This window comes from Parviterribacter multiflagellatus (assembly GCF_056863265.1).
In genome coordinates this window covers 93,038-119,978 of record NZ_JBXPIZ010000004.1, presented here as the reverse complement: position 1 = coordinate 119,978, position 26,941 = coordinate 93,038, and the positions used below count along the sequence as shown (strand labels likewise).

Sequence of the window (26,941 nt, the reverse complement as noted above, 5' to 3'; positions counted from 1 at the left end):
CTGCCGTGGGCGTGACAGCGGTATCAGCGTCGGCGCGAGGCGACGACGGTCGCCGACACCTCTCCGTGGTCCTCGTGCACGACGACCTTCGCGTCGCGGTCGCCGATGGGGACCCAGACGACCGCGACGCGGTCGTTGACGCGGTCGACACGCGGGGTGTGCTGACCGGAGATGGAGGCGGTGACGCTCGCCTCGTGGATCGTGGTCAGCGGGACGCTCGTCGTCTCACCGGGCACCGGCGTCGCGGACTCGGTGGTCGCGAGCGTGCCGCCCGCCTCCTCCGCCTCATCGCGCATCTTCTCGATCGCGCGGTCCAGCGCTTCCTGGTCGATCGGCACGTCCTCGGTGACGAGCGCATCGCCGGCGACCGCGGCCACGGCGGCCTCCCGCGCCTCCTCCTCGCTCAACGCCGGCGAGCCGCAGCTGGCGACCGCCACCGCGAGGGCAAGACCGGCCAGGAGCGGGAGGAGCGCCCGCCGCATCAGGCCAGGTTCGACTTGCGCGGGTAGACGACCGTCGGGTCGGTCAGCACGTTGACGAGCGCCGGCAGGCCGGACGAGAACGAGCGCTCCAGCGCGGGGACGAGCTCGTCGGGCGTCCGCACCAGCTCGCCGTGCCCGCCGAGGGCCTCGACGACCTGGTCGTAGCGGCGCTCGGGCACCAGGTCGGCCGCGACGGAGTAGCCGTAGAGGAACTCCATCGGATGCTTCTCCAGCGCCCAGATGCCGTTGTTGCCCATCACGCCGACGACGTTGACGCCGTGCCGCGAGAGCGTGTCGAACTCGATCCCGCTGAACCCGAACGCGCCGTCGCCGAGCAGCAGCACGACCTGGCGGTCCGGATGCGCGAGCTTCGCCGCGAGCGCGTAGCCGGGGCCGGAGCCCAGGCAGCCGTACGGGCCGGGGTCGAGCCAGCAGCCCGGCTCGTAGGAGTCGACCACGCGGCCGGCGTACGAGACGAAGTCGCCACCGTCGCCGATCACGATCGCGTTGCGGTCGAGCACCTTGGCCAGCTCGGCGTACAGCCGCATGGGATGGAGCGGGCCGCGCGGGTCCGACATCTCCTCCCGCTCCGCCTCCCGCTTCTCGGTCTCGACCGCGCGCAGCGACGCGACCCACTCGTCCCGCGACGGCCCGCCCGCAGCCGACTCGCGCAGCGCGTCGAGCGTCGCCGGCAGCGCCCCGTACAGCTCCGCCGCGACCGCGCGCGGGTGGTCGCGCAGCGGCTCGGCGACGTCGATCGCGACGATCTCGGTCTCCTCCCCGAACGACGCCCCGAACCCGAGCCGGAAGTCCATCGGCACGCCGATCACCAGCGCGACGTCGGCGCCCTTCAGCCCCGCCCCGCGCGCCCGCGAGAAGAACAGCTCGTGGTCGGCCGGGACGCACCCGCGCGCGAGGCCGTTCAAGAACACCGGGATCCGCAGCTCCTCGGCGAGCGCCAGCAGGGCGCCCTCGCCCCGTCCCCAGTAGAGGTTCGTGCCGGCCATGATCACCGGGCGCTCGGCCTCGCGCAGGAGCGCCGCGGCGCGCTCGACGCCGTCGGCGGCCGGGCCGGTCCACGGCGTGGGGAGCGTGACGGAGGACGCGGCCTCGGGCGCCTCCATGAACACGTGGTCGAGCGGGAGGTCGACGAAGGTCGGCCCAGAGTGCGGCGTGAGCGCCGCGACGAGCGCGTCGTCGATCAGCCCGGGGATCTCCGCGGTCGAGTCGGCCGTCGCCGCGAGCTTGGTCAGCGGCCGCACGAACGGCACGTGGTCGATCTCCTGCAGCGACCCCTGGCCCCACCGCATCGCCGGCGCGCGCCCGCCGAGCACGAGCATCGGCGACCCGTTCATCTGCGCGGACGCGATCGCGCTCATCCCGTTCGTCACGCCCGGCCCGGCGGTCAGCGCGGCGACGCCGGGCTCGCGGGTCACCTTCGCCCACCCCTCGGCGGCGAACGCCGCGGCCTGCTCGTGCCGCACGTCGACGATGTCGATGCCCTCCTCGCGGCAGCCGTCGTAGACGGAGAACAGGTGCCCGCCGGAGAGCGTGAAGAGCTTCGTGACGCCGTGGGCCTTCAGGCGCTTGGCGACCAGCCGCCCTCCGTGGAGGGCCTGCGCGGTGGTGTCCGTCGACATGCGCGCGAACGCTACGCGTTCGAGACCGCGGGCGACTCCGTGAGCGCCGCGTACAGCGGCACCTGCTCGCGCTTGCCCCGCAGCGCGACGCCCGGCCGCTCCTCGAACCCGTTGAACGGGAGCGTCAGCAGCCGCCGCGTCGCGTCGGTCACGAGGATCTCGTCGCCGGTCACGCGCGTCGCCTGCTCCACCCGCGCCGCGGTGTTGACCGCGTCGCCGATGACGGTGAACTCGACGTGGCCGCCGCCGCCCAGCGTGCCCGCCAGCACGCGGCCGGAGTTGATCCCGATCCCGATCCGCAGCCGCCCCGCGTACGCCGCCCGGATCTCCTGCGCGATGTGGAGCGCCGCGAGCACCGCGCGGTCGGCGTGATCCTCCAGCCGCTCCGGCGCGCCGAACACGCCCAGCAGCCCGTCGCCGATGAACTTGTTCGCGTGGCCGCCGTGCCGCTCGAGCACCGGCACGACGCGGCCGTAGAACTCGTTGAGCCGCGCCACGACGGCGTGCGCCTCCATCATCTCGGCCAGCGCCGTGAAGCCGCGGATGTCGAGGAAGAGCACGGACACCTCGACCTCCTCGCCCTCCAGGTCGGTCGTGCCCTGCTCGATCACGCGGTCGACGATGCCGGGATCGACGAACGCGCCGAACGCCTCCCTGAGCCGCTCGCGCTCCTCCAGCCCCGCGACCATCTGGTTGAACGAGCGGGCCAGCGCGCCCGTCTCGTCGGTGGCGAGCACCGGCACGCGGACGCCGCGCTCCTCCTGCGCCACCGCCTGCGTCGCGCGGCGCAGCGCGTCGATCTGGTCGCCCACCGAGCGCGTGAGCAGGATCGTCAGCTCCAGCGAGATCGTGAACGAGACGACGACCGCGATCGCGACGCTCCACCCCAGGTCCGCGAGGTTCTGCGTGTCGCGCGCGGACGAGATGCCGGACACGAGCACGCCGGTGACGACGTTCATCGCCGGGATCGTCAGCAGCAGCTTCCACCGCAGCGGGACGCTCGCGACGTGCAGCGTCCCCTCGTCGGGCAGCTCGCACGAGACCTCGCGCAGCACCGGCCGGAGCAGCACCTCCATCCCGAACCAGCGCAGCATCACGCCGTAGATGAGGAGCACCGCGGCGCCCGCGCCGAGGATGAGGAAGGCGATCGGCTCGAGCCCCAGCAGCAGCGTCACGAACAGCGCGACGGGGACGACGTTGAAGAGGACCGCGATCCACCGGCCGCGCGTGACGAAGTTCACCGGCAGCCCGGCGAGCGCGATCCAGGCCTGCGTCGCGGCCTCGGAGGAGCGGTCGCCGTGCAGCCACGCGCGCGCGGGCGCGATCAGACGCAGCGCGACGCGCAGGCCGAGGACGTTCTCCAGCAGGACCAGGCTGACGACGACGGCCGCGATGATCGCCAGCTCGCCGTCCGACATGTCCTGGTAGAGCCGCAGCAGGCCGACGCCGAACAGCCCGATCGCGTACGCGAGCGCGAACAGCAGGAAGAGCGCCGCCGGGGGATACCGGGGCCCGAGACGTTCGTACGCCAGCCTGAGCCCGCGCTCCAGCACGGCCCAGATGGTACGTGAGGAGGCCCGTCAGCCGGCGCGCAGGGCGGGGGCCTGCGCGGCGGCGAGCGCCTCGCCCATCCGGTCCTCGCCGGGGAACAGCAGCCGTCCGACGCGCAGCGCGGGGAGCTTGTCGGCGCCCTGGGCGAGCAGCTTGCGCGCCCGCTCCTCCATCGCGCCGTCGCGGCCCACGTCGCCGGCGGCGCGCAGGCACTCCTCGAGCCCGAGGTTCGCGGCGGCCGCGGCCTCGGCGAGCACCTCGGGGTGGTCGAGCTCGAACCCGCCGCAGAACGCAAGCCGCGTTGCAGCCAGGACGAACGCCGCCGCGCAGCCGCGCTCGGCCGCGAGCGACGCCACGCGCATCGCGGGGCGGACGGTCTCCGGGCCGAGGTCGGGCCAGACGAGCGGGAGGCCGAGCTGGCGGGCGCGCTCCTCGGCGGCCGCGCGCTCGGGGCGCGGGAGCTGGAGCACCTCCTCCAGCACCGGCTTCCAGACCAGGCCCGGGAACAGCCGCTCGGCCCGCTCCGCCGCCAGGTACGTGAAGGGCGAGCTCAGGTCGAACAGGAGCGTCGCGCGCGCGGCGCGCGCCGACCGCGGAGCCGTCGCGTCGGCGGGGCCGGCGAGGCGGGTGCGGCGGTGGTCTGCGAGGGAGATGACGTCGCCCACGACACCTTCAACGGCGGCTCACCCCAGTTCTTGCGCCAACCATCGAACGAACGTCCAGCGAATCGACCGGAAAATCGCCACAGACGCCTGCGCGAGGTGTAAGGTCGCGAACAGATGCCCTCCGTTCCGCCCCCCAAGCGGCATCCCTACAACCAGTGGTCGCCCGACGCTCGGGCCCTCGATCTGGTCGGGGACAAGTGGACCCTGCTGATCATCCGCGACCTCGCCTCCGGCCCGCGCCGGTTCGTCGAGCTCCAGCGGGTGCTGCCGGGCATCTCCACCGAGCAGCTGCGCTCGCGGCTGAACCGCATGGTCGCGGACGGGCTGCTCACGCGCCAGCGCTACCGCGAGGTGCCGCCGCGAGTCGACTACGACCTGACCGAGCGGGCCCGCGCGGTGCTCCCGGTCGTGGGCGCGCTCGCGACGTGGGGCTACCAGTGGGCGTGGGGTCCGCCGCGTACCGGCGAGGCCGTCGACATCGGCGCGATCCTCCGCTCCGCCGCCGGCGTGCAGCTGCCGCCGCGCTCGCGCAGCGGGATCATCGAGCTGGACGTCACCTCGCGTGGCCGGCCCGAGCGCCAGTACGCCATCACGGTCCAGCGCGGCCGGATGACGCTCGAGGAGCGCAGCGCCCCCGACGCCGACGCGCACGTCAGCGGCACCGAGCGCGCGTGGATCGACGCGTTCAGCCCGAACGGCTCCCGCGCCGGCCTGACGGTCGAGGGCGACGAGCGCCTGGTCGAGACGGTCCTGGAGGCCTGCGGCGCGCCTGCCGCGGCCACCGAGGCGACCGCCTCCACCGCCGTCGCCTGAGCGACGCCCCGGGCGGCTTCCCGCGGCGCTTCCCCGAGCGCCGGATCGACCGAAGTGAGGCAGGGGGCTGCCGGTTGAAGGTGAACGGTTCGGTAGGCTCGCGCAACTTCGCCCGCCGCATCGGGTTCCACGTTCCGCCAACGCCCGTCCAGCAGGAGGACGACCTACGCATGCCACGGAAGACCCTGATCCCTCTCCTCGTCGCGCTCTCGGCGCTGCTTCTCGCCCCGGCGGTCTCGAACGCCGCGGTGACGAACGTCGCCGTCGGCATCGGTGACCAGAGCGAGGGCATCTTCGGAAACTCCAGCTTCAAGGCGCTGGGGGTGAAGAAGGTCCGGTACTTCATCAAGTGGGATGCGGCGACGCGTCCCGGTGAGCTCGCGCAGGCCGACGCCTACGTCGCCAACGCCAAGGCGAACGGCGCGCAGGTCCTGATGCACATCTCGACCAACGACCTCGGCATCAAGACCGCCAAGCTCCCGTCGGTCAAGCAGTACTCGGCCGCGGTGAAGAAGCTCATCGACCGCTACAAGCCGCAGGGCGTCAGGACGTGGGGCGCGTTCAACGAGGCCAACCACGCCTCGCAGCCGACGTGGAACAACCCCAAGCGCGCCGCGCAGTTCTACCTCGAGCTCAAGAAGATCTGCACCGGCTGCACGATCGTCGGCCTCGACGTGCTCGACCAGAAGGGCGTCGAGCGGTACATCTCCCGCTTCTACGCCGCGCTGACCTCGTCGCAGCGCAGCGGCCTGAAGATCGTCGGCATCCACAACTACTCCGACACGAACCGCAACCGCGACACCGGCACGCGCGCGATCCTCAGGACCGTCAAGACGTACAACGCGCGGACCCAGTTCTGGCTGACCGAGACCGGCGGCGTCGCGAAGTTCGGCAAGTCCTTCCCGTGCAACCCGGCCAGCGCCTCCTCGGTCAAGAAGGCCGAGTCGAAGCAGGCCAAGTCGGTGAAGTTCATGTTCACGCTGACCAAGCGCTTCAAGGCCGACATCAAGCGCCTGTACATCTACAACTTCACCGGCGCTGACTGCGAGGGCCGCTTCGACGCGGGCATCGTCCGCAGCAACGGCACCCACCGCCCGGCCTACAACGAGGTCAAGCGGCAGCTCAGGAACTTCAAGAAGTAGCCCAGTCGTTCAACGCGGCACAGTTTCGACTCGCATAGCGAGTCGAAGGTGTGCCGCGTTGCGCGCTAGCGGCGGAGGCGGGAGCGGTCCGCCGGCGCTGTCCACTCGTGGACGACGCGGATGCCGCGGCGCACGCCGAGGCGGCCGACCGCGGTGGGTTCCATCGGGATGCGGGCGCCGAAGGCGTGCTCCTGCTCGAGCCAGCGGACCGTGAGCATCCGCAGGAGGTGGGAGTGGGCGACCAGGCAGACGTCGCCCTGCTCCAGCGCGGGCAGCACCCGCGCGATCACGCGGTCGGCACGCGCCGCGACCTCGTCGGGCGACTCGCCGCCCTCGGCCCCGTCGCGCCAGATGTCCCAGTCCGGCCGCGAGGAGCGGATGTCCGCGGCGGTGCGGCCCTCGTACGCGCCGTAGTCCCACTCGAGCAGGTCGTCGTCGAACATCGGGGCCAGGCCCGCGAGCTCGGCGGTCCGCCGCGCGCGCGAGAGCGGCGACGACAGCACGAGCGCGAACGACACCCGGTGCAGCACCGGCCGCAGCGCGCGGGCCTGCTCGCACCCCTCGTCGGTCAGCGGGATGTCGCTCCGGCCGGTGTGCTGGCCGCTCAGCGACCAGGCCGTCTCACCGTGGCGGACGACGAACAGGTCAGCCAACCGCGTCCTCGTCGCAGACGATCTCGTTCAACGACTCCCCCAGCCGCGCCGGCGGCAGCTCGGCGTCCCCCGCCCGCACGCGGGCGAGCGCTTCCGCCTTCGACGAGCCCGTCGCCAGCAGCATCGTGTACCGCGCCCGCGCGATCACGGGCAGCGTGAACGTGATCCGCTCCGGCGGCGGCTTGGGCGAGTCGCGCACGCCGATCACCGGCGCGATCGACGCGGACGCCGCCGGATGGCCCGGGAAGAGCGACGCCGTGTGCCCGTCCGGCCCCATCCCGAGCAGCACGAAGTCGAAGACCGGCTCCTCGCCCATCAGCCCCACGACCTCGCGCGCGTACAGCCACGCCGCGTCCTCGGGCCCGAGCTCCCCGCGCACCTCGTGCACGTGCGGTCGCTCCGCCACGCCGATCCGGTCCAGCAGCGCGCGCTGGAGCATCAGCCGGTTGGCGTCCTCGTGATCGGCCGGCACGCAGCGCTCGTCCCCGAGCCACAGGTGCACGTGCGACCACGTCCCCTGCATCCCCGCGAGCAGCTCGTAGGCCAGCTGCGGCGTCGACCCGCCCGCGACCTGGATGTGCACGTCGGCGGAGCGCATCCGCGCGTCGTTGATGTGGTTCGCCATCACGTCCGCGGCACGCCGGGCCGCGGACTCCATGTCAGGCGTGACGGTCAGCCGGGTCACGGCATGGTTCCTTTCGGCGGGACGTCCAGGGACCGCAGCGGGTCGCGCCTGCGCGCGTCGAGCGGTTGCCTCCGGATGGACAGCTCGTGGTCGGCGCGGATGACGTGCATGACGGCGTTGATGAGGGCCAGGTGGGTGAACGCCTGCGGGAAGTTCCCCAGGTGCCGCCCGCTCCGCGCGTCGATCTCCTCCGCGAAGAGCCCCAGCGGTGACGCGTACCCGAGCAGCTTCTCGCACAGCTCCCGCGCGCGTCGCGTCTCACCGATCTCCGCCAGCGCCGACACGAGCCAGAACGAGCAGATGGCGAACGTGCCCTCCTCGCCGGACAGCCCGTCGTCGGTCTCCTCGACCTTGTACCGCAGCACCAGCCCGTCCACGGTCAGCTCGTCGGCGATCGCGTTCACGGTGTTGATGATGCGCTCGTCGTCCGGCGGGAGGAAGCGCACGAGGGGAGCGAGCAGCAGCGACGCGTCCAGCGCCTCGGTCCCGTAGTGCTGCGTCAGCACGCCGCGGTCGTCGACGCCGTTGGCCAGGACGTCGGCGTGGATCTCGTCCGCGACCTCCTGCCAGCGGTCGGCGATGTCGAGCTCCTCCCGCAGCCGGGCCAGCCGCGCGCCGCGGTCGCACGCGACCCAGCACATGACCTTGGACGACGTGAAGTGCTTGGGCTCGCCGCGCACCTCCCAGATGCCGCGGTCCGGCTCGCGCCAGTGCACGATCGCCTGCTCGACCTGCGCCTTGATGATCGGCCACATCCGATCCGGCAGCCCGTCGCGCGACTTGGTGTGGAGGTAGATCGAGTCGAGGATCGTGCCCCACACGTCGTGCTGGCGGTGGGTGTACGCGCCGTTGCCGAGCCGCACGGGCCGCGCGTTCTCGTACCCGTCGAGGTGGTCGAGCTCGTGCTCGTCGAGCTGCCGCTCGCCCCCGATCCCGTACATCACCTGCAGGTCCTCCTCACCGCCGGCGACGTCGGCGATGAAGTAGAAGAAGTCGTTGGCCTCCCAGTCGAACCCGAGCGTGTAGAGGCCCCACAGCATGAACGTGGAGTCGCGGATCCACGTGTAGCGGTAGTCCCAGTTGCGCTCGCCGCCCGGCGTCTCGGGGAGCGACGTCGTCGCCGCCGCGATCATCGCGCCGGTCGGCGCGTACGTGAGCCCCTTCAGCGTCAGCGCGCTCCGCTGCAGGTGCGTCCGCCACGGGTGGTCGGGGAAGTCCCCCCGCGCGAGCCACTCGTGCCAGTAGTCCGCGGTCTTGACGACCTTCTCGTAGGCCTCCTCGTACGACTGCGGGTTGCCGAGCTCGCTCCAGCACAGCGCCGCGTACGCGAAGTCGCCCTCGTGCATCGTCGTCCGCGCCCGCGCGCGTCCGTCCTCGAAGCCGAGCCGCAGGTCGGTCGTCAGCTTGAGCACCAGGTCGGAGTCGTCGGCGCGCGCCAGACCCTCGTGGTAGTCGGTGCCCGTGTACTCCCACCGCACCGGTTTGCGGCCGTAATCGAGCATCGGCTCGCACTCCATGTGCATCTCGACCGAGCCCTGCACGCAGCGCATCGTCCGCAGCAGCACGTGCTCGGCGTCCCAGTCGGTGGGGGCACGGCGGTGCGTGCCGGAGCGCTCGCGCTCGTCGTGCCACGGCCCCATGACGAGCAGGTCGCGGACGATGACCCAGCCGGTCTTCGTCCCCCACGTCGTCTCGACGATCATCGTCCCCGGGACGTACCGGCGCGAGGCCGGGACGTGGACGCCGAGCGGGGCGATCATGAACCCGCCCGCGTCGCGGTCGAGCATCGCGCCGAACACCGACGGCGAGTCGAACCGCTTGAGGCAGAGCCACTCGATGTTGCCGCTCGGCGCGACGAGCGCGCCGGTCTCGCAGTCGCTGAGGTACGCGTAGTCCGCGATGGGCGGGAAGGGGCTCCCGCCCAGCGGGACGTCGCCGACGATGCCCCTCACGCGGCGAACGCCCTCGCGCAGCGCAGCGCCGGCTGGTACACGGGATCGCGCAGCAGCGCCTGGCGGATGCCCTCGCCGAGGATGCCGCCCTCGCCGCGCGAGGCGCCCAGCACCGTCCACGAGCGCTCCTGCCCGTCAGGGGCGCAGCGGCGCGCGTGCAGCCCGCCGGGCCCGCGGTCGAGCGAGAAGCTCGCCCCGTCCGCCGTCTCGATCGTCACACCTGCCATGCCCGGCACATCCTGCCGAACCGTCTCGAGCTTCACGGTCACGTCCTGCCTGCGACCGTGCGCGGTGCCGCGCAGGCCGCCGTTGTGCTTGATGAGCGTCGACGGCCGCCAGCCGAGTCGCGACGACAGCCAGCCGAGCGTCAGCAGCGCCGCGACCTCCGAGCCGTGCGAGTAGCGCACGGTCACGCCGCTGATCATCTGCAGCAGCGGCCGGACCTCCGGCGGGTCGAAGTACGCGGCGACGCGCTCACGCCACGGCGTGGTGCGCAGCCACGCCAGGTCGACGACGTAGGCGCGCTCGGCGAGCTTGGCCGAGCGGCCGAGCGCGTCGCGCGGCTCCGGGTCGTCGATCGAGTCGCGCAGCACCGACTGGGCGACCCCGAGGAGCGCGTCGAGCGCGTCGGGGTGGTCGTGCGGCGACCACGCGACGGTCGTCAGGTCGCTCACCACCAGCGGTCGCACGATCGTGTCGAGCCGCTTGACGTGCTTGGCGCCCATCGTCACCACGATCGTCTCGCGCAGCAGCGCGAACTCGCCGTGCTTGGGCTCGGCGTCGGACGCGACCGAGGCGACCGCGTCGAGCGTCGTGCGCCGCGGGTCGATCGCGCAGACGACCGTGCGGGACGCGTGGTAGCGGCCGACGCGGCGCAGGCGGTTGGCGATCTCGCCGCTCCAGTCCTTGTCGACGACGCACACCATGTTCAGCGCCCGCGCGGGGACGTACCCGGCGTTCTGGTGGTGGCGCTCGACGACGAGGCGGCGAATCGCCGCCTCGATCTCCGCAGGCGTCGTGTCCGACGCGCTCCAGACGCTGTCAGATCGCGCGCCAGGCATCGTCGCCGAGCATGATGTTGGCCGCCTCGGCCGGGCCCTGACCGCCCGCCTCGTACGCGTACGGGCGGATGTCGCGCTCGTCCCACGCGGTGAGGATCGGGTCGCAGATCCGCCACTGCGCCTCGACCTCGTCCACGCGCGTGAAGAGCGTCGCGTCGCCGCGCATCGCGTCCATGATCAGCCGCTCGTACGCCTCGGGCGACTCGGAGAGGAACGTCGTCCCGTACTGGAACTCCATCGACACCGGGCGGATCTTCATCCGGGTGCCGGGGATCTTCGCCCCGAGCTGGAGCGAGACGCCCTCGTTGGGCTGGAGCGTCAGCACGAGCGTGTTCGGCTTGACGCCCAGCGAGCCCTCTTGCGCGAACCCGAGGTGCGGGACCGGCTTCAGGGTCACCGCGATCTCGGTGATCTTGCGCGCCATCCGCTTGCCGGTGCGCAGGTAGATCGGCACGCCGGCCCAGCGCCAGTTGTCGATCTCCAGCCGCAGCCCGACGTACGTCTCGGTCGTGGTGTCGGCGGGCACGTCGGGCTCGTCGAGGTAGCCCGGCACCTCCTCGCCGCCCACGTTGCCGGCGACGTACTGGCCGCGCACGCTCATGCCCGCGACCTCCTCCGGCTGCGGGATCTTGACGGCCCGCAGGACCTTGACCTTCTCGTCGCGGACCTGGTCGGCGGTGAAGCTGACCGGCGGCTCCATGCACATGTTGCACAGCAGCTGGAGCATGTGGTTCTGCACCAGGTCGCGCAGCGCGCCTGAGGAGTCGTAGTAGCCCGCGCGCGAGCCGACGCCGATGTCCTCGGCCGCGGTGATCTGGATGTGGTCGACGTAGTTGCGGTTCCAGACCGGCTCGAACATCCCGTTGGCGAAGCGGAACGCCATGATGTTCTGGACCGTCTCCTTGCCCAGGTAGTGGTCGATCCGGAAGATCTGGTGCTCGTCGAGCACGGCGAGCATCCGCCGGTTGAGCTCCTGGGCCTCGCCGAGGTTCGTCCCGATCGGCTTCTCGACGACGACGCGGACGTCGGCGTCGGGCTCCTTGCCCAGCCCCGCGGCGCCGAGCGCCTCGACGATCACCGGGAAGAACGCCGGCGCGGTGGAGAGGTAGTAGGTGCGGTTGAGCTTCAGCCCCGCGTCCGCGTCGAACGACGCGCAGACCTCGCCCAGCTCGCGGTAGAGGTCGGGCGAGTCGAACGCGCCCGCCACGTACCGCGCGCCGGACAGCAGCCCGTCGAGCACGGAGGGGTCGGGCGTGCGGCGGCTGAACCGCTTGATCGACTCGACCGCCATGTCGCGGAACTCCTCGTCGGTCATCTGCGACCGCGAGGTGCCCACGAGGTTGAACCGCCCGGGGAGGGCGCCCTCGTGGGCCAGGTTGTAGAGCGCGGGGAGCAGCTTGCGGCGGGACAGGTCGCCCGTCGCCCCGAAGATGACCAGCGTCGTCGGGTGGACGGGCAGCCGCTCCAGCCCCTCGACGAGGGGGTTCTCCTCGGTCCGCTCGGCCGTGGTGCCGGTTGCGGTCAACGGCCTACGCCCGCGTCTTCACCGCGTGCCCGCCGAACTGCGCGCGCAGCGCGGAGAGCATCTTGTGCGTGAACTCGCCGTTCTGACGGCTGTAGAACCGCGCGTACAGGCTCGCCGTGATGACGGGGGTCGGCACGTCCTTGTCCATCGCGTCCTCGATGGTCCAGCGACCCTCGCCGGAGTCCGACGTGTACGGGTCGAGGTTGCCGAGGTCGTTGCCCTCCTGCTCGAACGCCTTGGCGGCGAGCTCGCAGAGCCACGAGCGGACGACCGAGCCCTGCATCCACAGGTGCGCGATCTTCGCGTTGTCCAGGTCGTACTCGGACTTGTCGAACAGGTCGAAGCCCTCGGCGTACGCCTGCATCATCCCGTACTCGATCCCGTTGTGGACCATCTTCACGTAGTGCCCGGCGCCGGGCGGGCCGAAGTGCTGCCAGCCGGGGCCGTGCTCCTCGTCGGGCTTGGGCGCGAGGACGTCGAGGATGGGCGCGAGGCGCTCGACCGCCTCGTCGGGGCCGCCGACCATCATGCAGTAGCCGACCTCCAGGCCCCACACGCCGCCGGACGTGCCGACGTCGACGTAGTGGATGCCCTTCGGCGCGAGCTGCTCGGCGCGCGCCTTGTCGTCGGTCCACTTCGAGTTGCCGCCGTCGACGATCGTGTCGCCGCTGTCGAGCAGCTCGGCGAGCTGGTCGACCGTGGACTGCGTGGGGTCGCCGGCCGGGACCATGATCCACACGGTCCGCGGCGCGTCGAGCTTCTGCACGAGCTCCTCGAGCGAGGTCGCGTCGCGCGCGCCGTGGCCGACGGCGCGCTCACGGGCCTCCTCGCTGGGGTCGAACGCGACGACCTGGTGGTCGGAGTCGCGGTGGATGCGGGCGACCATGTTGCCGCCCATGCGGCCGAGGCCGACGAAGCCGATCTGCACTAGAGGATCTCCGAGACGGGGACGCGGACGACGGTCAGGCCGTGGGACTGGAGCGTCTGGTAGTCGCCCGCCGCCTGGGCCTGGATGAGCGTGCCGAAGCTGAACGGCTCGCCCGGCACGTCGACGTCCTTGCTGACGTCGCCGACGACCTGCACGAACAGGCCGGTCTGCGGCCCGCCCTTGTGGAGCTGGCCGGTGGAGTGCAGGAAGCGCGGGCCGTAGCCGAACGTCGTCGTGGCCTTGGTCTCGTCGCGCACCTTCCTGCGGAGCGCGGCGATCGCCTCGTCGACCTCCGCGGACGGCGGCACGTAGGCCATGATCGCCACGTAGTGCGGCGGCTTGGCGCTGCCGGTCACGTCCTTCAGCGAGCCCGTCGGGATCTCCGGCAGGCCCCCGTCCAGCACCTTCTTGGTGTTGTCCTTGGCCTCCTGGACGTTGGGCTGGTCGAACGGGTTGATCTCCAGCGCCCAGCCGGCGACCGCGGTCGCGAACTCCGCGAAGAAGAAGATCCGGCCGAGGTCCTTCGCGCCCTGCGTGTTGATCGTCAGGACGGCCTGGCCAGCGTGCGCGAGCCCGCCGAGGGCCTCGTCGAGCTTCGCGCCCTCGCCGCGCAGGTGGACGAACACGCGGTCGTCGCCGTACGCCTCGGCCGCGCCGACCGGCTCGTCGGCGACGGGCAGGATGCCCTTGCCGTGCTTGCCGGTGGACTCGGCGATGAGCTGCTCGAGCCACAGGCCGACGGACGTGATCTCCGGGTCGTCGACGACGAACGTCAGCTTGTCGCGGCCCTGGAGCGCGAGCTCGCCGAGCGCGGCGCCGAGCCAGAGGCCCGAGTTGTGGTCGGCCGGGTCGTCGGGGCGGCAGCCCTGCGCGGCGACGAGCGCGCCGTCGAGCAGCGCGTCGACGTCGGCGCCGAGCAGCACCGCCGGGACGATCCCGAAGTGGCTGAGCGCGCTGTAGCGCCCGCCGATCTCGGGGTCGGCGTTGAAGACGCGGCGGAAGCCCTTCTCCTCGGCCAGCTGCTGCAGCGGCGAGCCCGGGTCGGTGATGGCGACGAACTGCTCGCCCTTGCCGCCGGTGCGCTCCCAGAAGTGCTTGAAGTGCGAGAGCGTCTCGATCGTGCCGCCGGACTTCGACGAGACGACGAACAGCGTCTTGGCGAGGTCGAGCCCGCGCTCGGCGTTGAGGATCGCGTCCGGGTGCGTCGAGTCGAGCACGTGGAGGTCGAGCCCGCCCTCGCCCTTCGCGAACGACGTGCGGAAGACCTCGGGCGCGAGCGACGAGCCGCCCATGCCGAGCAGCAGCACGTCGGTGAGCCCCGCGCCGGCGACCTCCTGCGCGAACGCCTTGAGGTCCGGCAGCTCCTCCTGCATCCGCTCGGCGACGTTGAGCCAGCCGAGGCGGTCCTTCAGCTCGGGCGTGGAGTCGTCGCCGCCCCACAGCGTCGGGTCCTTCTGCCAGACGCGGCGCGCGACGTCCTCGTCGCGCGCACGCTCGATGCGCGTGCGGACGGCCTGCTCGAGGTCGTCGGGGAGGTTCGACTCGAAGGTCGGCGGGCGGTGCGTGACGATCGCCTCGCGCTTGGACTCGATCCCCGCCATGAGCTTCACCATCGGCGTCACGAACTTCGCGATGCCGTCGACGAGCAGGTGGTCGGTGACGTCCTTCAGGTCGATGCCGGCGTCGGCGATCGCCTTGAGGTCGTCGGTCGGGTCGATCGCCGAGGTCGGCGGCGCGCTCGGGTCGGCCTCGCCGTGGTCGCCCGCCGCCATCAGCGTGTCGAGCGGCATGGTGTTGACCGTGTCCGGGCCGACGAGCCCGTCGACGTAGAGCGTGTCGGGGTACGCCGGGTCCTTGACGCCGGTGGAGGCCCACAGCGGGCGCTGAGCCGGCGCGCCGATCGCCTCCATCCGCGGCTTGAGGTCCTCGAGGAAGAGCTTGTACGCGGCGCGCGCGTTGGCCAGTCCGGCCTTGCCCTTCAGCTCGTCGTGGCCGCCCATCTTGGCCAGCCGCTTGTCGACCTCGGTGTCGACGCGCGAGACGAAGAACGAGGCGACGGAGTGCACGTCGAGCGACTTGCCCTCCTTCGCGCGGCGCTCCATCCCGCGGATGTACGCCTCGGCGATCGCCTTGTAGGCGTCGACCGCGAAGAGCAGCGTGACGTTGACGTTGATGCCCTCGTACGTGGCGGTCTCGATCGCCTCCACGCCCTCCGGCGTGCCCGGGATCTTGATCATCACGTTCGGGCGGTCGACGCGCTCCCAGTAGTACCGGGCGGCGGTGATCGTGCCCTCGGTGTCGTTCGCCAGGTCGGGCTCGACCTCGAGGCTCACGTAGCCGTCGACGTGGTCCGTGGCCTCCCACACCGGCTTGAAGACGTCGCACGCGGCCTGGATGTCGCGCACGACGAGCGCGCGGTACGTCTCCCGGCCGTCGGCGCCCTCACGCGCGAGCTGCTCGAGCTGCTCGTCGTAGTCGTCGGAGCCGAGGATCGCCTTCTCGAGGATCGCGGGGTTCGAGGTGGCGCCACGCAGCGACTCCTCGTCGATCATGCGCTGCAGCTCGCCGCCCTCGGTGAGGGAGCGGCGCAGCAGGTCGAGCCACGGGCTCACGCCGGCCTGCACCAGCGCGGCGAGACGGGGGTTCACGTTCACTGCAGGACTGCTCATGCGGTGTCGGGACTCCTCTCCAAGTCCAAGGCCAGCTCCTGCTGCGCCATCAGCGCAGCGCCGAGGATGCCGGCGTCGTTTCCGTACCGGGCCAGCCGGATGCGCGCCTTGGTGCCGATGCCCGGCAGGGCAAGACGGCGCGCGACCTCCTCGGCCGGCCCGCGGACCAGCTCGCCTGCGGCGGAGACCCCACCGCCGAGGACGACCTGGTCCGGGTCGAAGATGTTCATCAGGTTCGCGATGCCCACGCCGACGCGCTCGGCGTAGATGCGGAGGACCTCGACGCCCTCGGGGCGTCCCTCCTGTGCGGCCGCGACCGCGGCCTTCCCGTTGGCGAGCCCGTGCTGCTGCGCGAGGGCCGTGAGCGCGTCGCCGTCGGCGTTGCCCTCCAGGGAGTCCGGCTTGGGCCACAGGTCCGAGCCCGCCGGCGCGCCCTTGGACAGGTCCGCGCCGATGATGATGTGGCCGAGCTCGGCCGCGCCGCCGGTGGCGCCGCGGAACGGGTGCCCGCCGAGGACGATGCCCCCGCCGACGCCGGTTCCGAGGGTGAGCATGACCAGGACGTCCGGGATGTCGTTGGGGTCCGAGTGCGCCTCCGCCAGGGCGGCGCAGGTCGCGTCGTTGTCGACGTACACGGGCACGCCGAGACGTTCCCCCAGGACTTCCCGCAGGGGAACCCCGGCCAACGGGATGTTCACGCTGAACCGCGCGGACCCCGTCTGCCAGTCGACGACGCTCGGGACGGCGATGCCGACCGCTGCCGCGTCTCCGACGGTGCGGACGACGTCCTCGAGCTGGTCGATGAGCTCCTCGGTGGACGAGGTCTCGGTCGGGACGACGACCGGAGAGGACAGGTCTCCGGTGTCCAGCGCGGCGGCGGCGATCTTGGTGCCTCCCACGTCCACGCCGATGATGCGATCGCTCACGCCTTGGAGTATGCCCGCCCGACCAAGAACGACCCGTTCCGGGTCAGGAGCCGCGCGAGGCTCCGAAGATCGTCCGAATGGTTGAACTGCCGGATGAAAGCGCTCGATGGCGCGTCCACAGGCCACTGATCGTGGTTCAGTTCCTCGGCCGACGCAGCGGGGACCCGGCGCCTCGGCCGTTCTCCACGGCCGCTTCTCACATCAGCGGCCGGGTCCCCGCGCGTCGTGCTGCGCGCCGACGCGCCGACCCAGGTTTGCAGAGCTCCTTGCGCGGTGATCCTCCGAGCACCCCATCGGCCCGCGAGGTGAGAGGCGCGGCTGACCACCGGACCGGCGGCATTGGAGAGGCCGCCGACATGAGGTCATCACCGTGCTCTCGAAGCCCCTCGGGGTGCGCGCGCTCGCGGCTGCGCTCGCACCCGTCTTCCTCGCCGCGTCCCCTGCTGCCGCCGGCGCCTGCCCGGACGCCGGACTGCGCCCCACCGACGCGGCTGACGCGCCGGCGTACGAGCGCGCCGTCCGCTGCCTGATCGACGCCGAGCGCACCGAGCGGTCGCGCCCGGCGCTCGACCCCGACCCGCGCCTGGCCGAGGCCGCGCACCGCTACGCCGAGCAGCTCGTCGCCCGCAAGACGTTCTCGCACCGCGGGGCCGACGGCTCCGACGCCGGCGACCGCGCGAAGCGGGCCGGCTACGGCGGCAGCGGGCGGCTCCTGTTCGGCGAGATCCTCGCGTGGGGCAGCGGGACCGGACGGACGCCCGCGGCCATCGTGCGCGCCTGGATGAACAGCTCCGGCCACCGCCGCGTGCTGCTGGAGGAGCGGTTCCGCGACGTCGGCGTCGGCCTGTCCCAGGGCGCGCCCAACGGCCGCCGCGGCGGGGTCACCGTGGCGGTGACGTTCGGCCGCATCGGGTGAGCGGCAGCGCGCCTACGCGGTTGCGGCTCCTCGATTTACGGGAAACAGGTGCGTCACGCGTGGTGAGAAGCGCGGCGTACCGGCATCGGCGTCCGGCTGGAGAACGGCGCCCAGACCCGAGGAGCTTCCATGACGTTCGATGCACGCCGCACGCGGGTGCTCGCGCTCGCGCTCGCCTGCTGCGCCACCGCGCTGCTGGCGGTGACGGCCCCGGCCTCCGCGGCCGACCCGCAGTGCCGCGCGAGCGCGCTACGCCTCAGCGCGCTCCAGTCGCCGCTCGCCGAGGGCGTGGCGGCCGAGCCGATCCGGGCCAACGACGCCCGCACGCCGTGCACGCCGCAGTCCAGCACCACGGTCGAGGAGACCACGGTCGGCCCCGTGCGGCTCGCCGCGGCGGACGCGGCGACCGGCGTCGAGGCCGGGCCGATGGTCGGCGCGGGCGCGCGGGCGGCCGACCTCGCGGTGACGCTGCCGGGGCTGTCGGTCGAGGTCGACGCCGTCCAGGCGGCGGCGCTCGCGACGTGCACCGGCGGGACGACGGCGCGTAGCGGCAGCTCGCGGGTGGCGGGCCTGCGCGTGAACGCGACGCAGGTCGCGCTGCCCCCAGGGGACGCGCCCTTCCGGCTCGACCTCGGGCCGCTCGGCTCGATCTCGGTCAACGAGGCCGAGGACGACGGGACGGCGCTCGTGCGGCGGGCGCTGGCGATCCGGACGCCGGTGGCGACCGTCGTGGTGGCCGAGGCGATCGCGGGCGGTGACGCGTGCGCGGCCGCGCGCGGGGCGGCGGGCGACGGCGCGGCCGGCGCGGGGTCGGCGGCCGGCGGTGCCGGCGCTGGTGGTCCGGGCACGGGCGCGGGCTCGACCGACGACGGCAGCACGAACGCGACCGGCGCGAGCGCGGCCAGCCGCGCCGTCGAGGGCGTCTGCCCGGCCGGCTCGACCTACGTCATCGCGCGGCAGGTGTGCGTGATCGCGGCCGGCGCCGCCGGCAACGGCCAGCCCGTGCGCGAGATCGTCATCGGCAAGCCCTTCGAGGGCCCGCGCGGCGGGACCGTCCTGCCGCTGAGCGTCGCGCGCGAGCGCTTCGGCGGCGCGTGCACGCGCGGCCGCGGCCCCGCCTACGCCGTCGTCGGCACCGCGGGCGCCGACAAGATCACCGGCAGCGGCGGCGCGGACCGCGTCATCGCGCTCGCCGGCGCCGACCGCGTGGCATCCGGCGGCGGCGACGACTGCGTGGACGGCGGCCGTGACCGCGACGTGCTCGCAGGCTCGCTCGGCGACGACCGCGTCTACGGCGGGCGCGGCAACGACGCGGTCAACGGCGGCCCCGGCAACGACGGGCTGACCACCGGCAGCGGCAACGACACCGTCAACACCGCGTACGGGCGCGACCGCGTCTCGACCGGCACCGGGCGCGACGCGATCAACGCGGCGACCGCCGGGCCGACGGTGCGGACGCTGCGCTGCGGCGGCGGACGCGACACGGTGCGGATCAACCGCAACGAGCGCCGCAAGCCGCGTGGCTGCGAGCGCGTGTTCGTCGTGCGCTGATCCCGCGCACCGGCCTCTCCCCCGGCGCTCCGGCCCGCCGACGCGCGCCGGGGGAGATCCACCGCGGACCTGCCGCGCCGCTTGCACCGCGCGAGTGGGCCTGCGCAGGATCGGTCGATGAGAACGCAACGGATGGTGGTGGCAGGGATCGCCGCGGGCGTGCTCGCGTGGGGCACGGGCGGGGCGGCGCAGGCCGAGACGGTCAGCGTGGTGGCCTCGGGGATCGACAACCCACGCCATCTGGCGCTCGGGCCGGACGGCGCCGTCTACGTCGCGTCCGCCGGCCGGGCGGGCACGCAGTGCCAGGGCGAGGGCGAGGAGGCCACCTGCATCGGGATGACCAGCCGCGTCCTCAAGCTCGGCGCCGGCGGCGCGAAGACCGTCGTCGCGAGCGGGTTCCCCTCGATCGGCGGCGAGGGTGGCCTGTTCGCGGTCGGGATCGACGGCGTGGGCGTGCGGCCCGACGGGCGCGTGCTGGCGGTCGAGACGTCGAGCACGCCGGCCGAGATCCGCGCGGTGCCGGCCGCGATCCGCCGCCTGGCCGGGAAGCTCTTCGACGTCACGGGCAACGAGAAGACCGTGATCGGCGACGTGTCCGCGTTCGAGTGGGCCAACAACGCCGACAAGGCCAAGGGCGACCGCAACTCCAACCCGTACGCGATCCTGGCGCTGTCCGACCGCACGATCGTCGTCGACGCCGGCGGCAACTCGGTGCTCGAGGTGGCCGCGGACGGCAGCGTGAAGCTCCTGTCGGTCATCCCGAAGAACGGCAAGAACCAGGCGGTGCCGTCCTCGATCGCGCAGGGTCCGGACGGCAACTACTACGTCGGCGAGCTCGCCGAGGGCGCGGGGCGCAACAAGGCGCGCGTGTGGAAGGTGCCCGCGGGCGGCGGCACCCCGACGGTCCACGCCACCGGCTTCACGATGATCACCGGCGTCGCCTTCGGCCCGGATGGCTCGCTCTACCTGACCGAGCTGGCGACCAACCCGCGCGCCGAGGACCTCGCCGGCGACGTCGTGCGCCTGCGCCCCGACGGCGTCAAGCAGCGCCTCGGCACCGGCAAGCTCTTCGCGCCCCAGGGCGCGGTGGTCGACGCGTCCGGCGCCCTCTACGTCTCGAACTACTCGGTCCTCCCGGCACGGACGCCGCGCCGCAGCCCGTTCCGCGGAGCGGGCGGGCAGGTCGTGAAGATCGTGCCGTAGCCGCTTTTCAACAGCCGTTGAACCGGAGACGTCCTTCCGGTACCGTCGAGATTCAACGCTTGTTGAATCTCGACGCCCGGAGGCCGTCATGGCTGCTGCCCGACCCCTCGACCCCGACGTCCACGCCAACCGCTGGAAGACGCTCGGCGTGCTCGCGCTGAGCCTCCTTGTGATCGGGCTCGACAACACGATCCTCAACGTCGCGCTCCCCACGCTCCAGGAGGAGCTCGACGCGTCCGCGTCCACGCTCCAGTGGATGGTCGACAGCTACCTGCTGGTGTTCAGCGGCCTGCTGCTGGTGTTCGGCACGCTGGGCGACCGGCTCGGGCGCAAGCTCGCGCTGCAGTCGGGCGTGACGATCTTCGGCGTCGCGAGCCTGGGCGCGCTGATCGCGGACACGGCGGACGAGGTGATCGCGGTGCGGGCGGTGATGGGCGTGGGCGCCGCGCTCATCATGCCGGCCACGCTGTCGATCATCGCCAACGTCTTCCCCGCCGAGGAGCGCGGCAAGGCGATCGGCATCTGGGCCGCGCTCGCGGCGCTCGGGATCGGGCTCGGTCCGCTCGCCGGCGGCGCGCTGCTGGAGTGGTTCGACTGGTCGTCGGTCTTCCTGGTGAACGTCCCCTTCGCGCTCGTGGCCGTGCTGCTGGGCATCCGCTACGTCCCGGAGTCGCGCGACCCGCAGCCCGGGCGGTTCGACCTGCTCGGCGCGCTGCTGTCGACCGCCGGGTTCACCGTGCTCGTCTACGCGGTGATCGAGGCGCCCGAGGAGGGCTGGGACAGCGAGCTGATCCTCACGCTGCTCGCCGTGGCCGCCGGCCTGCTCGCGTCGTTCATCGTCTGGGAGCGCCGCGTCGCGCACCCGATGCTCGACCTGCGCTTCTTCCGCAGCGCGCCGTTCAGCGTCGGGACGCTCGCGGTGAGCGTCGCGTTCTTCTCCCTGCTCGGCGGCATCTTCGCGCTCACGCAGTACCTGCAGTTCGCGCTCGGCCACTCGGCGGTCGAGGCGGGCGCGATCATGTCGCCGCTCGCGCTCGGGCTGGTGCTGGGCGCCGGGTCGTCGAACCGGGCGGTGGAGCGGCTCGGGGCGGCGCCGGTCGTGGCCATCGGGCTCACCGGGCTGGCGGCCGTGCTCACGACGACGCTCGCGTTCGGCGTCGACACGAGCGTGGGTGCGCTGCTGACGTTCTTCTTCTTCCTCGCGCTGTCGATGGGCTGGGTGATGGCGCCGGCGACCGACGCCGTCGTGAGCGCGGTGCCCGCCGCGCAGTCGGGCGTGGCGTCCGCGATGAACACGGTCGCGCGGATGGTGTCCGGCGCGCTCGGGGTGGCGGTGATCGGCTCGCTCGTCACGTCGCTGTACGCCGATGACCTGGAGGGCTCCACTGCCGCGCTTCCCGCGCCCGCGCGCGAGGCAGCGGAGGAGTCGATCGGCGCGGCGGTGCGGATCGGCGAGCAGGTACCCGGCCCGGCCGGCGACGACCTGGCCGCGGCGGCGAGCGACGCGTTCGTCGGCGCGATGGGGGTCGGCCTCGTCGTCGCGGCGGCGCTCAGCGCGGTGACGGCGATCCTGGTCGCCCGGACGCTGCCGCGCCGGGCGGCCGCCCGTCAGGTGGCGACGTCGCCGGTGAGGTAGCGCTGGAGCGTCGGCCCGATGGCGGCGGCCAGCGCCTCCGGGGTCGCCTGCGCGATCGCGCCGATGCCGACGACGTAGCGCGCCATGACCAGCCCGACGAGCTGCGTGCCGGCGAGCGCGGCGCGCAGCTCCGGGTCGGGCGTGTCGAGGACGGCGACGATCCGGCCGAGCATCTCGCCCTGGATGAACTCGCGGAGCAGGCTGGAGGCGACGTCGTTGGCCGCCGCCGAGCGCACCATGACGATGAACGGGCCGCCGGTGCGCGGTTCGTCCCAGATCGCGACCAGCGTGCGGACGAGCCGCTCGCCGACACCGTCGACGCCCTCCGCCAGGATCCCGTCGAGCACCTCCGCCGGGTTGACCGCGAGCGCCATGGCCGCCGCGAACAGCCCGTCCTTGCCACCGAAGTGGTACCGGACGAGCGCCACGTCGACCCCGGCCGCCGCCGCCACGTCCCGCAGGCTCGTGCGGTCGTACCCCCGCTCTCCGAACAGCCGGACCGCCGCGTCGAGCAGCGCGGCACGAGCGTCGACGTCGGCACGGGGACCACGCGGCCGGGCGGGGCGAGCAGCGGGCATCGGCGACCGATCCTACGCGCGCCGGCAGTGCCCGGGGTGGGACTCGAACCCACACTTGGACGCCTTTTAAGGGCGGGGTCTCTACCAGTTGGACTACCCGGGCCTACCTGCGAACCCTACGGGGCGATCGTCCGATGCCGACACGAACATCCCTGCGTGCGAAGCCGAGGGGAGGTCGAACGCGGCGGCCGGCCGCTACGCTGGGGCACGTCCCCGTTCGGAGGCGCCAGCCGTCGTGCGTTTCCGTCCATCTCCGCAACTCTCAGGGGTCTGCGGAGTTCCCACTCGACACACGCGTGGAAGCTTCTGCCCTTCGACACCCAGGGGCCGCGAGCCTTCGTGGTCCGACCCCCCTCCTCCGGCTCCAGTCGGACGAGCGTCTCATCGCGCTCGTGCGGAAGGGGAACCATGCCGCGTTCGAGGCGCTCGTCGGGCGGTACCAGTCGCGGCTGCTCGCGTTCTGCCGCCACATGCTCGGGTCGAAGGAGGACGCCGAGGACGTCCTGCAGGAGGTCTTCGCCGCCGCGTTCAACGCGATCCTCGGCGACGACCGCCCGATCAACGTGCGGCCGTGGCTGTACCGGATCGCGCGCAACCGGTCGCTGAACCACCTGCGCCGTCAGCAGGCGATCGGCGTCGACTCGATGGACGTGCACTTGTCCGAGGGCGGCCTGACGACCGCGGACAAGGTCCACAAGCGCGAGGAGTTCCGCGCGCTGATCGGCGACGTGCAGGAGCTGCCGGAGACGCAGCGCACCGCGCTCCTCCTGCGCGAGATCGACGCGCTCTCCTACGAGCAGATCGCCGAGGCGATGGAGACGACGGTCCCGTCGGTCAAGTCGCTGCTGGTGCGCGCCCGCGTCGCGCTGGCGGAGATGTCCGAGGCGCGCCAGCTCACCTGCGAGGAGGTCCGGGAGGAGCTGGGCGAGGTCGCCGAGGGCCTCAAGCGCACGTCCCCGCCGGTCCGCCGCCACCTGCGCGGCTGCGACCGCTGCACGATGTTCCGCAAGCAGCTCAAGGCGACGAACAAGCAGCTGGCCGCGCTCATGCCGGTCGCGCCGCTGCTCCTCTTCAAGAAGCTCATGCTGGCCCACCTGGGCACGACCGCCAGCGCCGGCGGCGCGGCCGCCACGGGCGCGGCCGGCGGCGCCGCGGCGGGCGGTGCGGTCTCCGCGGGCATCAGCACGATCGCGTCCAAGGCCGCCACCGGCCTCGCCGCCGCGGCGATCGTCACCGCCGGCGCCGTCGAGGTCAAGCGCGCCCACATCCCCGTGCCGCACCCGTCCGCGCAGTCCGCGGTCGCGCCGCCGCCGGTGCAGCCGGCCGTCGCGCCGCCGCACCAGGAGCCCGTGGCGATCGCGTCGGTGCCGCAGCCGGTCACGACCGAGCCCGCCGTCGCGGACGACGAGACGACCGAGGCGAAGACCGTCACCGCCGAGCTGAAGGCCGAGCGCGCCAGGGAGCGCGAGGCCGCGGCCGCGGCCGACGCCCGCGAGCTCGCCGAGAAGCACCCCGGCGCGACCGCGGGCCCCCAGCCGGCCGTCATGCCGACGGGCGGGACGCAGCAGGGCGTCGACACGGTCGTGCTCCCGGGCCAGCAGCCCGGTCAGCCTGCCGCGGGCGGCACCGGGGGCACGTTCGCGCCCGCCCCGCCGCCGACGGCCCAGGCCGCCGCGCAGCCGCAGCCCGAGCCCGCGCCGGTCCCGCCGCCCGCACCGGCGCCGGCGCCCGCTCCTGAGCCCCAGCCGGCCCCGGAGCCGACGCCCGCGCCGCAGCCGCAGCCGACCACGCAGCCCGAGCCGACGACGCCGACGACGACGCCGACCACCCCCACGACGCCCACGACGCCGACCACCCCGACGACGCCCACCACGCCGTCGGCCCCGGCCGAGCCGGCGCCGACGCCCCCGCCGGCGCCGCCCGCGGGCTAGCCCAGCTCCGGCTCGACGACCCGGACGACGGCGCCGGTCGCCGACCGCCAGACCATGTCGGCCGGCAGGGAGTCCTGCGCCCCGCGCGGGACGGTCGCCGAGAAGGCGTTCTCGCGGACGCGCACCGTTCGCCGGTGGCGGCGCCCGTAGTCCATGGGATCCCGGTACCGCCCGCGCGAGACGTACCGCGGGTAGCGCAGCTCCACCGTCGCCACGCCGTCGGGCACGAGCCCGAACACGAGCGAGCGCCGCTTCTCGCGACCGACGCTGAGGAACGTGCCGTTGACCGAGAAGCGCTGGGTGTCGAAGAGGCCGCCGGTCCCGCCCTCGGGCCACGTGATCGTCACCGCCTCGGCGATGTCGGGCAGGGTCACGAGGTCCGCGTCGTCGCCTGGCAGCGTGCGCATCATCCGGGTCAGCTCGCGCTGGACGCGCGGCCGCGCACTGCGCCGCAGACGGCGCGCGATCTTGCGCGTGGTCTCGGTGCAGGAGCGCCGCAGCACCGGGTCCGGGACGAGCCGCTTGACCCGCGGGAGGACCGTGATGACGATCTCCTGCCCCGAGGCGGTGCGCACGACCCGGACGCCCTGCCGCGAGCGCTCGAGCGTGCCCGCGTAGTTCAGCGTCGCGTTCGGGTCGGCGGCGAGCGCCAGCTCCTCGCCCGTCGGCGGCCGCCGGAAGATCCCGAGGACGCTGCGCACGGCCACGCTCGGCTCGGCGTCGGTGATCGGCAGGTCCCCGTGCCGGGTGTGCTCGATCTGCTGGATGCAGGACGGGCGGCGGGCGTGGGTCTCGGTCGACGCCTCCGACAGGAGCTCCGCGGCCTCCTGCTCGGCCCGCAGGCCTTCGGGGTCGTAGCGGCCGAGGTCGGCGGGAGGAGCGGCCACCGCGGGCGCGGCGGACGACAGCAAGAGGAGGGCAGCACAAACGAGAACACGCATTCGTTCGAGGGAGTGTCGCTTGCCATCCGTTCCGTGACAAGCAAGTACCGTCAGGTCCGTGGAGATCACATTCGACGACTTCGTGAAGGTCGACATGCGCGTGGGGCGCATCGTCGAGGTGGAGGAGTTCCCCGAGGCCCGCAAGCCCGCCTGGAAGCTGCGCGTCGACTTCGGCGAGGAGCTCGGCATCAAGCGCTCCAGCGCGCAGATCACCAACTACCCGCGGGAGGAGCTCGAGGGCCGCCTCGTCGTCGGCGTCGTCAACTTCCCGCCGCGCCAGATCGGCCCCGTCCGCTCCGAGGTCCTCGTGCTCGGCGCGATGCGCGGCGAGACGGTGATCCTGCTCGAGCCGCGCGAGGGCGCGCAGCCGGGCGACCGGATCGCCTAGTCGATCGGCGGGCCGGCGTGGCCGGCGAGCAGGCGCCACGCGCCCGCCTCGCTCACCCACGTCTGCGTCAGCCGCACGCGGTGCACGGTGGGATCACCGCCGCGTTCGAGCTCGTCGGTGACCACCGACGTGACGACGGCGACGTCGCCCACGACGACGATCGTGACGTCCTCGTGCTCCTGCCGGTGCGCGGTGATCGCCGCGTCCGTGTTGCGTGCCACGTACGTCGCGCGGTCGAGCACCTCGCCGCGGTAGGTCGTCCAGCGCAGGTCTGGGTGGTGGAGCGCGAGGAGCGCCGTCTCGTCCCGCGCGGCCAGCGCGTCGGCGCGCGCCCGCACCCGGTTGCGGACGTCGTCCTCGATCACGGCGCCTCGGTCCCGAACCGGAACGAGCGCAGCGGGAGCTTGAGCTGGCCCACGTCGCCGATCGAGTCCGCGTTGGGGATGCCCGCCGACGGCGTGCCGAGCAGCTCCAGCACGACGCCCTGGCGCTGCGGCGTCGGCGGGTCGGTGAGCGGGACCAGCATCACGAACCGCCCGTAGAGGCGGCGGTTCTCCTCGTTCATCGCCCGGAAGACGACCTCGTAGCCGGGCACCTCGTTGATGCGGGCGCGGCCCTCCTCGACCAGCTCGAAGCGGTCGTACTTCGCGGCCAGCCGCTCCTTGAGCTGCTCGGCGACGATCGGGTACGTCCCGGCGGCGCGCCCCTCGTACGGCGGCATCTCGAGCGGTGAGACGACGAACGACTGCAGGAAGAGCCCGTCGCGCGACGACTCCAGCCGGACACGCTCGCCGGCCTGCGGGTCGACCTGCTTCAGCGACGGGCCATGGCGGAAGTTGAACGCGGGCGCATCGGATTCCACGACGGAGATCTCGTCGGTGCCGCCGCCGACCTTCTTGACGACGACGAAGAGGACCACGAGCGCGAGCAGCGCCACGAGCGCGAACCGCACGACGCGCGGCGTGCGGCGCCACCACGGTGCGGCCAGCTCGGGCAGCGTCGGCCCGAACTCGGGCTTGACCGGCAGGGAGGACACCGCGACGTCAGTCTAGGGGGCCGATCGTGGATCTCCCCGGCGCGAGCCCCCGACCCCAACGGCCAGTGT

At 73.0% G+C, this 26,941-nt stretch carries 24 protein-coding genes and 1 tRNA gene; 8 read left to right on the top strand and 17 right to left on the bottom strand.

Annotated elements, in window-relative coordinates:
• Positions 1-23: 23 nt before the first annotated feature.
• The 4 genes from AC1UE5_RS09950 to AC1UE5_RS09935 are packed head-to-tail and all read right to left on the bottom strand — an operon-like array spanning position 24 to position 4,338.
• Entirely contained in the window at positions 24-482 is a 459-nt protein-coding gene (locus AC1UE5_RS09950; RefSeq protein ID WP_482922694.1) for a hypothetical protein, read from the bottom strand.
• The gene (locus AC1UE5_RS09945) at positions 482-2,122 is read right to left on the bottom strand and encodes an acetolactate synthase (RefSeq protein WP_482922692.1); all 1,641 of its coding nucleotides are present in this window, start codon (positions 2,120-2,122) and stop codon (positions 482-484) included. The genes AC1UE5_RS09950 and AC1UE5_RS09945 overlap by 1 nt, the downstream gene beginning before the upstream one ends.
• Before the next feature lie 11 nt (positions 2,123-2,133).
• Entirely contained in the window at positions 2,134-3,675 is a 1,542-nt protein-coding gene (locus tag AC1UE5_RS09940) for an adenylate/guanylate cyclase domain-containing protein (protein WP_482922690.1), read from the bottom strand.
• 27 nt (positions 3,676-3,702) lie between these two features.
• A complete protein-coding gene (locus AC1UE5_RS09935) occupies positions 3,703-4,338 on the bottom strand; it encodes a thioredoxin domain-containing protein (RefSeq protein ID WP_482922688.1) in 636 nt (211 codons plus the stop codon).
• Positions 4,339-4,452: 114 nt separating this feature from the next.
• On the opposite strand from AC1UE5_RS09935, the gene AC1UE5_RS09930 reads away from it, so the two are divergent.
• The gene (locus AC1UE5_RS09930) at positions 4,453-5,151 is read left to right on the top strand and encodes a winged helix-turn-helix transcriptional regulator (RefSeq protein WP_482922686.1); all 699 of its coding nucleotides are present in this window, start codon (positions 4,453-4,455) and stop codon (positions 5,149-5,151) included.
• Between the two features lie 170 nt (positions 5,152-5,321).
• On the top strand, positions 5,322-6,293 hold the full coding sequence (locus AC1UE5_RS09925) for a hypothetical protein (protein WP_482922684.1): 972 nt from the start codon (positions 5,322-5,324) through the stop codon (positions 6,291-6,293).
• Between the two features lie 65 nt (positions 6,294-6,358).
• Here AC1UE5_RS09925 and AC1UE5_RS09920 read toward each other — a convergent pair whose 3' ends face one another.
• Genes AC1UE5_RS09920 through AC1UE5_RS09885 form a run of 8 tightly spaced genes read right to left on the bottom strand, consistent with a single transcriptional unit; the run spans position 6,359 to position 16,692 of the window.
• Positions 6,359-6,946 (bottom strand): histidine phosphatase family protein, encoded by a 588-nt coding sequence (locus tag AC1UE5_RS09920; RefSeq protein WP_482922682.1) that lies wholly within the window; start codon positions 6,944-6,946, stop codon positions 6,359-6,361.
• Positions 6,939-7,631, bottom strand: coding sequence for a 6-phosphogluconolactonase (pgl, locus tag AC1UE5_RS09915; protein ID WP_482922680.1), 693 nt, complete (start codon positions 7,629-7,631; stop codon positions 6,939-6,941). Before pgl ends, AC1UE5_RS09920 begins: the two co-directional genes overlap by 8 nt.
• Positions 7,628-9,604 (bottom strand): glycoside hydrolase family 15 protein, encoded by a 1,977-nt coding sequence (locus tag AC1UE5_RS09910; RefSeq protein WP_482923300.1) that lies wholly within the window; start codon positions 9,602-9,604, stop codon positions 7,628-7,630. The genes pgl and AC1UE5_RS09910 overlap by 4 nt, the downstream gene beginning before the upstream one ends.
• Complete coding sequence (locus AC1UE5_RS09905) at positions 9,580-10,644, bottom strand: glucose-6-phosphate dehydrogenase assembly protein OpcA (RefSeq protein WP_482922678.1); 1,065 nt, start codon at positions 10,642-10,644, stop codon at positions 9,580-9,582. Before AC1UE5_RS09905 ends, AC1UE5_RS09910 begins: the two co-directional genes overlap by 25 nt.
• Positions 10,625-12,169, bottom strand: coding sequence for a glucose-6-phosphate dehydrogenase (gene zwf / locus AC1UE5_RS09900; protein WP_482922676.1), 1,545 nt, complete (start codon positions 12,167-12,169; stop codon positions 10,625-10,627). Before zwf ends, AC1UE5_RS09905 begins: the two co-directional genes overlap by 20 nt.
• A gap of 4 nt (positions 12,170-12,173) precedes the next feature.
• Positions 12,174-13,097 carry a phosphogluconate dehydrogenase (NAD(+)-dependent, decarboxylating) gene (gene gnd, locus AC1UE5_RS09895; protein ID WP_482922674.1) on the bottom strand — a complete coding sequence of 308 codons (924 nt, stop codon included), beginning with the start codon at positions 13,095-13,097 and terminating at the stop codon, positions 12,174-12,176.
• Positions 13,097-15,745 carry a bifunctional transaldolase/phosoglucose isomerase gene (locus AC1UE5_RS09890; protein WP_482922672.1) on the bottom strand — a complete coding sequence of 883 codons (2,649 nt, stop codon included), beginning with the start codon at positions 15,743-15,745 and terminating at the stop codon, positions 13,097-13,099. Before AC1UE5_RS09890 ends, gnd begins: the two co-directional genes overlap by 1 nt.
• 17 nt (positions 15,746-15,762) lie before the next feature.
• Positions 15,763-16,692: an ROK family protein gene (locus tag AC1UE5_RS09885; RefSeq protein WP_482922670.1), complete on the bottom strand. Its 930-nt coding sequence runs from the start codon at positions 16,690-16,692 to the stop codon at positions 15,763-15,765.
• Positions 16,693-17,062: 370 nt separating this feature from the next.
• Here AC1UE5_RS09885 and AC1UE5_RS09880 point away from each other — a divergent pair, with 370 nt between their 5' ends.
• The 4 genes from AC1UE5_RS09880 (at position 17,063) to AC1UE5_RS09865 (ending at position 21,998) form a co-directional block, all read left to right on the top strand.
• Positions 17,063-17,608 (top strand): CAP domain-containing protein, encoded by a 546-nt coding sequence (locus AC1UE5_RS09880; protein ID WP_482922668.1) that lies wholly within the window; start codon positions 17,063-17,065, stop codon positions 17,606-17,608.
• 129 nt (positions 17,609-17,737) lie between these two features.
• Positions 17,738-19,159, top strand: coding sequence for a calcium-binding protein (locus tag AC1UE5_RS09875; RefSeq protein WP_482922666.1), 1,422 nt, complete (start codon positions 17,738-17,740; stop codon positions 19,157-19,159).
• A 117-nt stretch (positions 19,160-19,276) separates the two neighbouring features.
• On the top strand, positions 19,277-20,362 hold the full coding sequence (locus tag AC1UE5_RS09870; protein ID WP_482922664.1) for a ScyD/ScyE family protein: 1,086 nt from the start codon (positions 19,277-19,279) through the stop codon (positions 20,360-20,362).
• 88 nt (positions 20,363-20,450) lie between these two features.
• Complete coding sequence (locus AC1UE5_RS09865) at positions 20,451-21,998, top strand: MFS transporter (protein WP_482922662.1); 1,548 nt, start codon at positions 20,451-20,453, stop codon at positions 21,996-21,998.
• Here AC1UE5_RS09865 and AC1UE5_RS09860 read toward each other — a convergent pair.
• Together AC1UE5_RS09860 and AC1UE5_RS09855 are read right to left on the bottom strand one after the other, a co-directional pair.
• Entirely contained in the window at positions 21,971-22,576 is a 606-nt protein-coding gene (locus tag AC1UE5_RS09860) for a TetR/AcrR family transcriptional regulator (RefSeq protein WP_482922660.1), read from the bottom strand. The genes AC1UE5_RS09865 and AC1UE5_RS09860 overlap by 28 nt on opposite strands.
• Positions 22,577-22,604: 28 nt before the next feature.
• Positions 22,605-22,679 (bottom strand) — tRNA-Leu (locus tag AC1UE5_RS09855).
• 289 nt (positions 22,680-22,968) lie between these two features.
• On the opposite strand from AC1UE5_RS09855, the gene AC1UE5_RS09850 reads away from it, so the two are divergent.
• Positions 22,969-24,507: an RNA polymerase sigma factor gene (locus AC1UE5_RS09850; protein WP_482922659.1), complete on the top strand. Its 1,539-nt coding sequence runs from the start codon at positions 22,969-22,971 to the stop codon at positions 24,505-24,507.
• Here the strand turns inward: AC1UE5_RS09850 and AC1UE5_RS09845 are convergent.
• On the bottom strand, positions 24,504-25,418 hold the full coding sequence (locus AC1UE5_RS09845; RefSeq protein WP_482922658.1) for a hypothetical protein: 915 nt from the start codon (positions 25,416-25,418) through the stop codon (positions 24,504-24,506). The genes AC1UE5_RS09850 and AC1UE5_RS09845 overlap by 4 nt on opposite strands.
• Positions 25,419-25,542: 124 nt before the next feature.
• Here AC1UE5_RS09845 and AC1UE5_RS09840 point away from each other — a divergent pair, with 124 nt between their 5' ends.
• A complete protein-coding gene (locus AC1UE5_RS09840) occupies positions 25,543-25,836 on the top strand; it encodes a tRNA-binding protein (protein WP_482923298.1) in 294 nt (97 codons plus the stop codon).
• Here the strand turns inward: AC1UE5_RS09840 and AC1UE5_RS09835 are convergent.
• Positions 25,833-26,201 (bottom strand): nuclear transport factor 2 family protein, encoded by a 369-nt coding sequence (locus AC1UE5_RS09835; protein ID WP_482922656.1) that lies wholly within the window; start codon positions 26,199-26,201, stop codon positions 25,833-25,835. The two genes, AC1UE5_RS09840 and AC1UE5_RS09835, sit on opposite strands and share 4 nt — an antisense overlap.
• The gene (locus AC1UE5_RS09830; protein WP_482922654.1) at positions 26,198-26,872 is read right to left on the bottom strand and encodes a hypothetical protein; all 675 of its coding nucleotides are present in this window, start codon (positions 26,870-26,872) and stop codon (positions 26,198-26,200) included. Before AC1UE5_RS09830 ends, AC1UE5_RS09835 begins: the two co-directional genes overlap by 4 nt.
• Positions 26,873-26,941: the final 69 nt, after the last annotated feature.

Coding starts and splice junctions, on each gene's coding strand:
- AC1UE5_RS09950 (WP_482922694.1), bottom strand. CDS start 482: ATGCGGCGGGCGCTCCTCCCGCTCCTGGCCGGTCTTGCCCTCGCGGTG.
- AC1UE5_RS09945 (WP_482922692.1), bottom strand. CDS start 2,122: ATGTCGACGGACACCACCGCGCAGGCCCTCCACGGAGGGCGGCTGGTC.
- AC1UE5_RS09930 (WP_482922686.1), top strand. CDS start 4,453: ATGCCCTCCGTTCCGCCCCCCAAGCGGCATCCCTACAACCAGTGGTCG.
- AC1UE5_RS09925 (WP_482922684.1), top strand. CDS start 5,322: ATGCCACGGAAGACCCTGATCCCTCTCCTCGTCGCGCTCTCGGCGCTG.
- AC1UE5_RS09905 (WP_482922678.1), bottom strand. CDS start 10,644: ATGCCTGGCGCGCGATCTGACAGCGTCTGGAGCGCGTCGGACACGACG.
- AC1UE5_RS09875 (WP_482922666.1), top strand. CDS start 17,738: ATGACGTTCGATGCACGCCGCACGCGGGTGCTCGCGCTCGCGCTCGCC.
- AC1UE5_RS09870 (WP_482922664.1), top strand. CDS start 19,277: ATGAGAACGCAACGGATGGTGGTGGCAGGGATCGCCGCGGGCGTGCTC.
- AC1UE5_RS09865 (WP_482922662.1), top strand. CDS start 20,451: ATGGCTGCTGCCCGACCCCTCGACCCCGACGTCCACGCCAACCGCTGG.
- AC1UE5_RS09860 (WP_482922660.1), bottom strand. CDS start 22,576: ATGCCCGCTGCTCGCCCCGCCCGGCCGCGTGGTCCCCGTGCCGACGTC.
- AC1UE5_RS09840 (WP_482923298.1), top strand. CDS start 25,543: ATGCGCGTGGGGCGCATCGTCGAGGTGGAGGAGTTCCCCGAGGCCCGC.